9 protein-coding genes are annotated in these 12,616 nt (G+C 38.9%); 7 read left to right on the forward strand and 2 right to left on the reverse strand.

Features of this window, described 5'->3' with window-relative positions; all coding sequences use genetic code 11:
- The first annotated feature begins 81 nt into the window (after positions 1-81).
- The 7 genes from AB1397_05680 to bamA all read left to right on the forward strand — a co-directional run bounded on the left by AB1397_05680 (position 82) and on the right by bamA (position 9,818).
- Positions 82-4,863, forward strand: a complete 4,782-nt coding sequence (locus tag AB1397_05680; protein ID MEW6482475.1) for a carboxypeptidase regulatory-like domain-containing protein — start codon at positions 82-84, stop codon at positions 4,861-4,863.
- A 2-nt stretch (positions 4,864-4,865) separates the two neighbouring features.
- Positions 4,866-5,090, forward strand: a complete 225-nt coding sequence (locus AB1397_05685; GenBank protein ID MEW6482476.1) for a hypothetical protein — start codon at positions 4,866-4,868, stop codon at positions 5,088-5,090.
- Positions 5,087-5,500, forward strand: a complete 414-nt coding sequence (locus tag AB1397_05690) for a putative toxin-antitoxin system toxin component, PIN family (protein ID MEW6482477.1) — start codon at positions 5,087-5,089, stop codon at positions 5,498-5,500. The genes AB1397_05685 and AB1397_05690 overlap by 4 nt, the downstream gene beginning before the upstream one ends.
- A gap of 153 nt (positions 5,501-5,653) precedes the next feature.
- Complete coding sequence (locus AB1397_05695; protein MEW6482478.1) at positions 5,654-6,538, forward strand: PorV/PorQ family protein; 885 nt, start codon at positions 5,654-5,656, stop codon at positions 6,536-6,538.
- 1 nt (position 6,539) lies between these two features.
- Complete coding sequence (kdsB, locus tag AB1397_05700) at positions 6,540-7,253, forward strand: 3-deoxy-manno-octulosonate cytidylyltransferase (protein ID MEW6482479.1); 714 nt, start codon at positions 6,540-6,542, stop codon at positions 7,251-7,253.
- 12 nt (positions 7,254-7,265) lie between these two features.
- Positions 7,266-7,646 (forward strand): (2Fe-2S) ferredoxin domain-containing protein, encoded by a 381-nt coding sequence (locus AB1397_05705; protein MEW6482480.1) that lies wholly within the window; start codon positions 7,266-7,268, stop codon positions 7,644-7,646.
- Between the two features lie 9 nt (positions 7,647-7,655).
- Positions 7,656-9,818: an outer membrane protein assembly factor BamA gene (gene bamA / locus AB1397_05710; protein MEW6482481.1), complete on the forward strand. Its 2,163-nt coding sequence runs from the start codon at positions 7,656-7,658 to the stop codon at positions 9,816-9,818.
- Positions 9,819-10,010: 192 nt separating this feature from the next.
- Here bamA and AB1397_05715 read toward each other — a convergent pair whose 3' ends face one another.
- Both AB1397_05715 and AB1397_05720 read right to left on the reverse strand, forming a co-directional pair.
- A complete protein-coding gene (locus tag AB1397_05715) occupies positions 10,011-12,110 on the reverse strand; it encodes an ATP-binding protein (protein MEW6482482.1) in 2,100 nt (699 codons plus the stop codon).
- A complete protein-coding gene (locus AB1397_05720) occupies positions 12,107-12,487 on the reverse strand; it encodes an SRPBCC family protein (protein MEW6482483.1) in 381 nt (126 codons plus the stop codon). Before AB1397_05720 ends, AB1397_05715 begins: the two co-directional genes overlap by 4 nt.
- Positions 12,488-12,616: the final 129 nt, after the last annotated feature.

A 12,616-nucleotide genomic window follows, 5' to 3' on the forward strand; every position in this document is an offset into this window, starting at 1 on the left:
AATTTAGAATTCAAAATTTCTTAAAAGGTGGATGAATTTTTAAACAGATAAACACAACCCTATCTATTTTTGCACTAAGTAATGGAAGATACTATAATTGAGCTTCCCCAAATCACGGGAAGCTTTTTATCGGCAAACCTCCAATGTTTTAATGGAAGCTCAAGGTTATGGAAAAGCGAGGATTTTGGTCCCTTTAATCCAGACTTAGTAATTGATGGCGATAAGGCAGTGGTGGGAATGGTTGATCTTGATATTACCAAGCTTAATACAATAATCTTACACATTGACCAAGAGATTAAAAAATGGAGGCAGGATGAGGATGCCTATCAATTTCAAATCCCCAGCATTCCCGATGGGCTTATCTATTCAAAGGTTATCGCATACAATATAAATAATGGCTCAAAGGCATATGAAAGTTCTGACCTTGGCATCCTTCTTTTTGGCTTAGATAAAATAGCAAGTATAGGTGCAGCAAGGACAACCTTTGATTGGACAAGGCTTAATAACTTTATTAAGGAGATGAATATTTATAACAAAGGCTATGAGCAAAGGTATAAAGCCTGGAGGGAGAATTATTTCAAGCCATATTTTGAAAAGAGGGTAAAATATATCGCCCATCAAAATGTGGCAAAGCTTATGGACTATTATCGCAACCATCCAGAACTTACAAATCCCTATGGCTGGACTATACCCCAATCAGTAAACCTTGGGGGAGAAGATATAAATAATAATGGAAAGATAGACACATATTCCTATACCCAAGTCTTTAAGGAAAGGGGCATTACTGTTACCATAACCTCTGTCTCTGAGGATGTAAATGGGGATGGTAAGCTTGATTCTTATATTGAATGGCCAAATTATCCAAATAAGCCAGAATGGGATGGGCCAGAGTTTGATGCAAGTGGAATAACCCAGGCAAATCTTATTGAGCTTAATCAAGGAGTAATAACCTGGCAGAGCCAAAAGCTGGGAGACCTTGCCTTATTTGTCCAAAACCAGAATAGCGGGATAACCACCTCTGCCTATGACTTTGATCAGGGTATCTGCTCAATCCTATTGTTTACTCCAGCTACCTCAACCAAGGCATCGCTCTATGGCAAGGTGCTTGATAGCTTAGGAAACCCCATTTCTGCCACAAAGACAACGCTTTCTGCAATATCTAACAATATGATAAAAGGCACAGCAAGCGTAGGAGGGGATGGGGGTTATCAAATCATTCTTGAGCCTGGAATATATACTCTGGTAGTAAATACCGATGGTCCATACTTAAGCCAGACAAAGACAATAACCCTAAATGCAGGCGAGGTAAAGGAGGTTAATTTTATCCTTATTGGTACAAAGGTCTCTGTTTCGGGAAGGGTGATGGATAAAAATGGAATACCCCTTGACAAGGCAAATGTTTCTGCATCAAGTAAAGATGGTGGTGGAGGGGTTTTGACAGATAATCAGGGTAATTACAAAATAGGAAATCTTATACCCGGACTTTATAAAGTCTCGGCAGGGAAGGAGGGTTATAGCAGGGTTTTCTATGAGCTTTTGATCACTAGCGATCTCTCGGGCATAGACTTTTACCTTCCAAGGGGAGGAGGGATTGTTGGGTTTGTCTACGATAAAAATGAAAAGCCTGTAGAGGGTGCAGAGATTGAGGTATGGGGTTATTTTGGCTGGGGAACTACTACCTCAGATAGCAATGGCAATTTTGCTATTCCTGACCTATCTGCTGGGCTTTACAATGTTTTTGCCAGTAGCACACAGGGGGTTGCCTATCGGGAGAATATCTTAGTAAAAGAGAACGAGACAACATATATAGACATCCTTCTTAAGGAGGTAGAAAAAATAGAAGGATGGGTTAATTTGCAAGGTCTTCTTACTAATTGGGAATATCTCGTGGTTGCCTTTGAAAGGATGGAGCTAAACGCCGATAACCTCTGGGATGTGCTTGATAAACCAGCCGGATTTGGTGAGGTAGATACAACCACGGGAAGGTTTGCAATGGATATAACCCCTGGTGTATATAACCTTTATCTCTATGAAAGTGTATCCTCTAATGGGAAAATCAAAAGAATAAGGGGGATGAGAACCCAAGAGAATGGTGAATTTTATATCACCCTACTTGGTGCTTTATATAATATTCCCGTAAAAGAAAATGAGATAACCGATTGTGGAACAATTACACCTTCCTTTGGCACAAGCTCAATTTCGGGAAAGGTTGCCACCGATGATGGAGGCTCAATTGACCCTGAATACTCAATTGCCTGTTTACTAAACAAAAAGGGTGAGCTTTTATCCGCCTCTCCCATAGAGAGCGGAAAATATAGGATGGCAGAGATAAAGGATGGAGTTTATACCTTCCTTGCCCTGGCAAGGGGCTATGTTCCCTATTTTACCTTAGAAACAATTAAGGGAACAATTACAAAGGATATAACCTTAAGCAAAGAGGGAGGGACAATCAAGGGAGTGGTTACTGACGGAGTAAATCCACTAATGGCAAGGGTTAGTATAGAGGGGATGGGGATTTTCCGCTCACAAATTACGGCAAAGGATGGAAAATATGAGTTTAAGGGGCTTATTGCTGGTCCATATAGCATATCGGCAAATGCTTTGGGTTATGGTGAAAAAGAGGAAGATGTTGTTTTAAAGCAGAATGAGACAATTATTATAAATTTTGAGCTTGAAAAACAAGATAGGCTTTCATCCATCTCAGGAGGGGTAAGGGCAGGAGATAAGCCTATCCAAAATGCCTTTGTCTTTGCCTGTTCGTCTCTTGATAAAGGCTTTGCGAGCACAGACAAAAATGGCAGCTATACCATAACAAACCTTAAATCGGGAACATATACCCTAATTGCCATAGCAGAAGGGTATAAAGTTCCCCCTCCTCAAGAGGTTTTTGTGTTTGGAACAATAACGGGCATAAACTTTAACTTAATCACCGGAGACCTTAGGTTTGGCTTTGGGGTTATGCCAATACCAGAGGGAGCAATTGTTAGTGTAAGGACAAACGATAGGTTAACCGATGGATTAAGCTATAGTGTAAAGAAGGGTGGGACAGAAAAGGCATCAGGCACTGCCCAAAGCATTACTGAGTATAAATATTTATTAACCATCTTAAATGAACAAATTAATAAGGATGTCCAAGAAATAACCATTGAGGTCTCAGGAACCGGGGCAACCAGAGGTTATGGAACCGACTCATTTGTTTTTGGAATGGAATTAAAAAAGGTAGAAACAGATTTTTCTGCCTGTGCAGGAGGAAGTGCAGGGATAAACGATGCCGAAGGAACAGGAACAGATACCGGTGATAATAGTAAGGTAGAGGTTCTCCCAGGCTCAATGGAGGGAACAGAGACAGTTACCTTAGTGATTACCAAGACAGAGGAGGAGCCAGTTGATAAAAACTTAGCAAGTAGCATCTATGAGGTTGAAATCTCAGGGGCAGCATTGAAAGAGGAGGGAAAGGTTATTCTTACATTATCCTATGACCCAGCCAAGGTAAAAAACCCAAGCCTCCTCTGTGTTTACAGAAAGGTAGGAAATACCTGGAAAAAGGTGGGAAAGATCCTTGAAATAAACTTGATTGAATGCACAGTAAAGGTAGAATTAACCAAGCAAGACCTTGCTTCTCCTAAAGGATTGGGTGTTTTACAGGAGGGAGGAGGTGGAAGCTTTGGTGTATTTGAGGAAGGGGCTGAGATTATGATAAGCCCAAGCTCAGGCTATCTGGGAACAATTATAACTGTAAAAGGAACCGGGTTTGAGGGAAGTGAGACCATCCAAATTGACTTTGGAACAACAATGAATATAAAAGAAGTTCAGACAGATAGCCAGGGAAGCTTTACCACAACCTTCAAAGCTAATACCCAAACCCCAGGGACAATAACCATTACCGCCACAGGCAAGATATCAGGAAAGTCTAATTGTGCCTTATTCTATTTTGTTCCAGAGCCAAGCATTATAAGCATTTCTCCCAACTCAGGAACAAATACGGGAACAATTGCAACCACCATTAGGGGAGAAAACTTTTTTGGCACGCCAAACATTAGCCTTACAAAAGCAGGTAAGATTCAGGCAAGCAATGTAATTTTAACGGGAACAACCACGATATCCTGCATCTTTGACCTTACTGATCAGGCTTGTGGTTTATATAGCCTTGTGGTGACAAACCCAGATTCCCAACAGGGTTCTTTAGAGAATGCCTTCTATATCTTTGCTCCTATGGGAACATATAATGTTATCGCATCATCAACCACTGAGATGGGAACTTCAGGTGGAAAGGGAACAATCTCTGGGGCATCAATTGAGCTTCCCCAAAATAGCCTTTCCTCTACCCAGTCAATCACCATTGCCGAGATTATCGGTGTTCCTCCTATTTCAGGCTTTGACTTAGCAAGGGCAATATTTCTTGGTCCACATGGGCTTTATCTTGAAAAGCAAGCAACCCTTACAGTTAAAATAAATCCAAACAATGTTGTCTATATAAACTATGGGGGTCAAGCATATGAACCTGTAGCAAATCTTATCAAGGGAACCGATACCATAATCATCCCCATTCAGCATTTCTCCTTTTATTTCTTTGGAACCCCAACCTTTGCATCAAATAATAACAATGCCATTGTTTATCCCAACCCATACAAAGAAGGGGATGCAAGGCAAGGGGGAGGTTTTATTCATTTTACCAATATAACCCAGAATTCTGTAATTAAAATTTACAACATTGCTGGTGAGGAAATAAAGAAAATAGAGGTAGATGAACCAGATGAAAAATGGGAGGTAAAGAAAGAAAACATCGCCTCAGGGGTTTATATCTATTGTATCACCGGTGGAGGTGGAGGAAAGAAGGTAGGTAAGCTTGGAATAATAAAATAAAAATGGGGACTCAAGTTGTTTCTATGGAAGAAATGGTAGAGGGCTTAAAAACCTTACCCGAGCAGAAATTACAAGAGGTGTCTGATTTTATTGATTTTCTCAAATGGAAAGAGGCCGTTGAATTTGATGAATGGGCATTAAATCTTGCTAAAGAAAAGGGATTCGCTCATCTTAGCGAAGAAGATGTGGCAAAGATTATACACGAATTTAGAAAAGAAAGTAAGTGATTGTAGTATTGGATACAAATATCTATATCTCAGGGACATTTTGGCTTGGTATATCAAAAAGGATTATAAGAAAAGCAAAGGAGAGAGGGTTTGTGGTTGTAGTTTCTGAAGAAATGTTAGATGAACTAAAGGATGTGCTTACCCGAAAGGATAAAGATTTTAAGCTTTCTAATGAGGAGGCAGGTAAGATTATAAAAGATATTACAAGCTATGCCAAGATAGTGAAGCCCAGCCAGAAGGTAACAGTTTGTAGAGACAAGAAAGACAATATGGTAATAGAGTGTGCAATTGCAGGAAGGGCAAGATATATCATATCGGGAGATTATGATTTAAAAGCACTGGGGAAATATAACGAAATTGAAATGATTGATGCATATCGGTTTCTAGAAATTTTAGAAGGGGCAAGATAGAATGGAATCCATTGTCTTATGTGTCTATATCTGTATCACCGGTGGAGGTGGAGGAAAGAAGGTAGGTAAGCTTGGGATTGTGAAATAAATTCCCCTTCTGTGAAGGGATGAGCAGACCGTAAGGTCTGAGGGAGGGGAATAGGAGGTAAAGAAATGAGAAAACTAGTTTTGGTTTTAGGGTTAATGGCGAATAGCCTATGGCCAGGTGAGGGAGAGAAATCAGCCGCATTCTTAAAACTGGGTGCGGGAGCAAGGCCAGGTGGAATGGGAGGGGCATATTGTGCGATTGCTGATGATAGCAGTGCCAATTATTGGAACCCCGCCGGACTTACTCAACTTTCTCAAAAAGAGGGGTCATTTATGTATCATTGTCCAATGAGTGAGGTAGATGGCTTATCCTATTCTAATCTAAATCTGGCTCTTCCTCAAGGTAATCAAGGATTTGGGGTAAGCCTTGTCTATCTTGGCTATGGAAGCGAAAAGGGTTATGATAGGGATAAAAAGCCAATCAATGATTGGTCTGCCTCTGATCTGGCAATCTCTGGCTCCTATGCAAGAAAAATAAACAAAAGCCTCTCTTTGGGGGCAAGTTTAAAGGCAATTATGATGAAGATAGAGGATGAATCTGCTAAGGCCTTTTGCCTGGATAGCGGAATCCTTTATAAAGATGCCTATCCAAACCTTAACCTTGCGGCAGTTATAAAAAACCTTGGGACAAAGCCAAAGTTTATCAGCGAAAAATTCTCCCTTCCCCTTTCCTTAAGGCTTGGTGCAGCTTATAACCTTCAAAATACCCCCATTCCCTTGCTTATCGGCCTTGATACAAACATCTCTCCATTTTCTATTAGCCTTGGTCTTGAGGGAAAAATCTACCAAAATTTTAGCTTAAGGCTTGGCTATTCAAATAGCCAAGATGAAGGGCCTGGAATAACCGCAGGCTTTGGCCTCCAGCAATCTAATTTTGGTATTGATTATGCGATAAAGCCATTTGGCGAGCTTGGCCTTTCCCATTACATTTCTTTGAAGGCAGGGTTTTAAAATGCCCTCTGCCAAAATAATTGGGGTAATCCCTGCCAGATATGCCTCAAAGAGGTTTCCTGGAAAGCCACTTGCTATCTTAAAGGGAAAACCCATCATTTGGTGGGTATTTAATCAAGCAAGAAAGGCATTGGATGATGTTATAATTGCCACAGATGATGAAAGGATAAAGAAAGAGGCAGAATCCTTTGCGCCTGTTGTAATGACAAGCCCTTTGCACCCATCGGGAAGCGATAGGATAGCCGAGGCGGTTAAAAACTTTGAGGTAGATTTAGTCATAAATATCCAGGGAGATAATCCATTTATCCCTCCCGAAATGATAAAGGAGGTAATTAAGGAATTACAAGACCCCGCTGTGCTAATGGCAACCCTAAAAAAGGAAATCTCAAAAGAAGAGGCAGATAGCCCAAACATTGTAAAGGTTGTTTGTGATAAGGATGATTTTGCATTATATTTCTCAAGAAACCCAATTCCCTATTCGGGAAGATATTACAAGCATATTGGAATCTATGGTTATAAGAAGGATTTTCTTTTGACATTTATAAACCTTCCAAAGGGAAGGCTTGAGAGAGATGAAGACCTTGAGCAATTAAGGGTATTAGAGAATGGGTATAAAATAAAGGTAACTACCACACAATATGACTCGCCATCCATTGATACAAAAGAAGACCTTGAGGAAATTCTAAAAGAATTGACAGAAGGATTAAATGGTTGATACAATAAAGCTATGAAGCTTACCATAGATGACCTTAAGAAGATTAAGGAAGAGCATAAAGCACAGGCTACATTAAGGGAAGGGGGGCAAAGGGTGAAGATTACCGTGCATATGGGAACCTGCGGGATTGCCGCAGGAGCAAGGAATGTAATGTCTGCAATAATGGATGAGATAGGGAAAAGGAATATTACCGACATCATCGTAACAACCTCTGGATGTGCAGGGATGTGTTCAAAAGAGCCGATGATGACGGTTGAGATAGTTGGCTCCTCACCTGTTAAGTATGGAATGCTGGATGATGAGAAAACAAGGAAAATATTCTCTGAACATATCCTCTCTGGCAATGTCCTATCTGATCTTGCAATTGGGATGGGTTGCGAAACCACCTACTAGGATTAGGGAATGATAAAAAATATATTAGTTTTTACCCTTGCCTTTAAAATAGGATTTTGCTCTATTGTTGCAAAGATTTCCTTTGAGGGGAATAAAAGGGTATCTAATGAGGAGATAAAAAAAATTCTTCCCATCAAAGAGGCCAATGAATTCTTTCCTTATAAAGAAAAGGATTGCATAAAGGCAATCTATAACCTAGGCGAATTTGAAGAGATTGAATCCAAGACAAAAGAAGAAAATGGCTCTATTTCAATTACATTCTTTCTTAAGGAATGTCCTCTAATAAAAAAGATTACCTTTTCTGGGAATAAGAAAAAGAAAACAGAGCAATTAAAGGAACTCCTTACCATAAAGGAGGGAAAGCCTCTATTTATCCCAAAGATAAACGAAGAAAAGAACAAAATAATCTCATTTTACAAGAAGGAAGGGTTCTATTTTGTAGAGGTAGAGCCAAAGATAAAGGAAGAAGAGCTAATCTTTGAAATAAAGGAAAATGAGGAGACAAAGATAAAGAAGATAAGGTTCTCTGGAAACAGGGCATTTTCATCCTTCAGACTTAAATGGAAGATGAAGAGGGGAAAGGGAGATGCTTACATAAAGGAAAATATTGATGAGGATATAGATAGGCTTTGCCAATTTTACAAGGAGCAAGGCTATGCAAGGGTTACCATACAAGAACCAAAGATAAGCTTTGAAAAGAAGGGAATAATTGTTGATATAACGGTAAATGAGGGGAAAAAATATAAGATTGGAAAGATTGAAATAGAAGGAAATACATTGTTTTCCAATGATGAGATTAGAGGGCTTATAAAGGTAAAGGAAGGAGAGATTTATAATCTAAAGAGGCTTGAGGAAAGCTTTAGAGATATAGTAAGGCTCTATTATAACAAGGGCTATGTCTCGGCAGGTATTATTCCAGAGGAATTTTTTAAATTTAAGAGCGGAATGGTTGATTATAAAATTTATATAGACGAGGGAGAGGTTTCATATATTGAAGGGATTACCATTGTTGGGAATAAAAAAACAAAGGACAAGGTTATAAGGAGGGAGCTTTTAATAAAAGAGGGGGACCTCCTTTTATGGGATAATGTTTCTGCATCAAGACAGAGGCTTTCCCTCCTTGGATACTTTGAGGATGTTGGTATTGATATATTGCCAGGCAAGGAGAAGAACAAGAAGATAGTCCAGATAAATGTAATTGAGGGAAAGAGGGGAACGGCCTTATTTGGATTAAGCTATACAAGCCAGTATGGCATATTTGGCTCTATCCAGACAAGCCTTATTAACCTCTTTGGGATGGGATATTCAGCAAATATCAAGGCAGATATTGGAAAGAAGATGACAAATTATGAGCTTTCCTTTAATGACCCCTGGTTTCTTGATAAACCTATATCCCTTGGTGTTGGTTTATGGCATCAGAAGCTTACCAGGGATTATTATGCTGAGGATAGGGAGGGAGGATATATTAGCTTAGGAAAGCGATGGAAAAGGTTTAACCGTATATATCTTAAGTATAAGCTTAACAAAAGCAGGTTTGTTGATGTTAAGGATGATGCCCCCTCTGATGTAATTAAATGGAAAAATGAATGGGGTTTGCAATATGCTGTAACAAGCTCTATTGAGACAGGGATTATTCATGATACAAGGATGCCAAATGTATTTTCTCCAGAAAAGGGCTCTAAAATTTCCCTCTCATCCCAATTTGCAGGAGGTATTCTTGGTGGCGATATAAATTTTTATAAGCCAAATTTTGAGGCTTCATGGTATATCCCATCCCTCTGGAAGTTTATCTTATGCCTCCATACAGACTTTGGTTTTGTAGAAGGTAAGCAGGTCTCAGATTCTGAAAAATTCTACCTGGGTGGAGCAAAAACAATAAGGGGTTATGAAGAAAGGTCTATCCATCCATTATCTGGTGGGGGAGATTCCTATCTCCTTCTCAATACAGAATATAAGATTCCACTTGGAAAAAGCCTTTCCTTCGGCATATTCCTTGATGGTGGAAATACTTGGGAAAAGGGGGAGGAGGTATTGCTTGACTTAAAATATGGCACAGGGTTTGGATTAAGCTTTAATTCACCGGTTGGACCATTAAGGTTTGACTATGCCTGGCCCTTATCAGAAGAAAATAAACAACCCCAATTCCATTTTACAATAGGCGAGGCGTTTTGAAGGCTAATAGCCAAAAGCTATAGTTAATTCCCCAACGCTTTATAAAATTTTGAATGTTGAATTTTGAATTAAAAGGGGAAAAATTTTATAAAACTTAACCTTCAATCCAAAATTTAGAATTCAAAATTTCTTAAATAAACACACCCTATCTATTTTTGCACTAAGTGAGGGAAGATACTATAAATCTTTAAATTACTTAAGCGAGGGTAGGGTAAAGCAGAATTTTGAGCCTTTGTTTATTTCTCCTTCAACCCATATCTTTCCTTCAAGGGCTAATACCATATCCTTTGCAATAGAAAGCCCTAAACCCAAGCCTCCATACTTTCTTATGCTTGATTGGTCTAGCTGAGAAAACCTTTCAAAGATTTTTTCTCTATCTTCCTCCCTTATCCCAATCCCTGTATCTTTGACGAAGAATAAAACCCCATCTTCCTTTTTTTCTGCACCAACCAGAATTTCACCCCCCGAGGGTGTGAATTTAATGGCATTATCAAGAAGCCTGAATAGGATATTTTCTAAGACATTTTTGTCTGAGGTAAATGATATTTCTTCCCCTACCTCAGCCCTTATTATAAGCCCTTTATTAAGAGCCATAAGCTTAAAGCTACTTACTGCTTCACTAATAAGCCTTTCTACATCAATTTCCTCTTTTTTTGGCTCATATTTTTTTTCTCCCTTCTCAAGGGATGCAACATCCATCATATCCTTTATTATTAAAGAAAGCTGTTCCCCCTTTTTCTTTATTAGATCAGTCATTGAGGAAAGGTCTATTTTTTTCTTTTTAAGCTCCCTTTCCATAACATGGATCTCGCCTATTATTACTGATAGGGGTGTATTTAGCTCATGGGAGACAATATGCAAGAAATCTGTTTTTGCCTGAAGGGCTTTCTCAAGCTCCTCCTTTTTCTCCTTAAGCTCTGAATAGAGCTTTGTATTTGCTAATGCAATAGAAAGCTCCTTTCCTACTGTTTCCAGGAAGTCTATCTCAGGGTATGTGTAGTAGCCTATTCTTTTGTCTCCAAGGTTTAAAAGACCAATAAGCTCATCTTGAAAGAAAAGGGGAATAGTGAACCTTGTTTTTCTTTTTTCCATTCCCTCTACCACAATTCTTAATTTTGGCTTTGATAAATAACCCTCTTTTTCCTCCCTAAAGATTCCCCTTCTTTCTCTTTTTAGCCACCCGATCAATGGGTCATTTATAGGAATAAAGACCTCTTTTTCTCCCTCTCCCATCAAGGCTTTTATCTCATAAAATTTCATATCACGGGAAAGCATCAGCAAAGAAACAAATTCAGGATGACAGGTCTTATAAATTTCATCCATAGTTGATGTGGCAATTATATCAGGGTCAACCGTGGATGTAATATCCTTTGCTATCTTTGAGGTAGCCTGGGCAAGTTCCTGCCTTTCCCTGTAAAAAAGACGGTCAACCAGATATTGAACCCTATCCTTAAGAACACTGAAGACAAAGATGGCAACAAAAAGACCCAATAACCGAACTCCAGAAGAGTCGATGTGAAAGAGTTGCTCAAAGACAAAGATGGAAAAAAGCCAGGTTGCTATAATTAAACCTGTAAGTGTCCCATAGATAATCCCTGGTCTTATGACAAGATTAATGTCCATAAGGTGATATTTGACAATAGAGTAGGCGGTCAGTCCAACAAAGGCAAGCTCAGCTATATTTCCCATAGGAAATACACCTCTTATCTTAAAAGCCAAAAGGAAGTTAAAGATAGCACCAGCACCGGCTATTAGTAAGCCAATAAGGACATACTTTAGCTGGTTCTTCTCCATTGGTGATCTTGTCCTTATATACCTCCTTACCAACAAAAATACACCAGCAACTGTAAAGCCATAGAAGAATAAGAGAAATAGAAAAGGAAATGGTGTTTTGGCAAATAATGGAAAAAAACCTTCTCTCTTTAAAGGGGTTACACCTGAAACAAGAAAACCAGAAAGGCTTGTTGGAATAAAAGTAAGGCTTATAATATAGCCTATGGGGATAAGATAGTATCTTCTCCTTCCCCCCTCTTTTAAAAAGCTTACCACAAAGTGATAGAAGGTTGAAGGGATAAAGAATACACCAATTATCATTATTTGAGCCCACTTTAAGGCAGATTGGGGGTTGGTAAATAAAGATAAACCGAAGTCCATAAAGTTCCAAATTGCCATAGATATTGTCCAATAACAAAATGTTTTCTTTGTTTTATCCTTGCCTTCCCTACTTAGGACAAATAATCCAAGTAATAGATTAAGGAAAACACCCAGCAACAAAAAACCTGTATATATCATTTCTCTACCCTTTCCTTTATCCTATTTAAGGTATTATAAGCCATCTTCTTTAAAAAGACAAGGAGGAAAAATTCTATTAGTCTTCCGATTATCGGAATCTTTGCGTCAAAGGAATGCATTAAGGAAAACTCTGTCTTTCCTTGTTTTTCCTTAAATATATACTCTGCCTTTAGCCCTTTTACCAGCCCTTCTACCTGTTCTGTTACCATCCTTTTATTTTCTCTTTCAATAATTATTGATGTTCTTAATTTTATTGGCTTTCCCCATTCAATTAGCATCTTTTCCCCTGCTTGGCCAATAATCTTCATTTCCTTGTGGCTTTCAAGAAACTCTGGCCATTTAGAGACATCTGTTGCTATTTCAAAGGTATGTTCAATATCTTTGTCAAGTCATTTTCGCCAAAAATTTTCTCTCCATATCAAAACCTCAAGTAATTGCCCCATAATACATATATTATCCTAAGTTTTGTAGTGCCGACTATCAAAAAATCCCTTGACATATTTGGA

The organism is bacterium, assembly GCA_040756715.1.
Lineage (GTDB): Bacteria > UBA9089 > UBA9088 > UBA9088 > UBA9088 > JBFLYE01.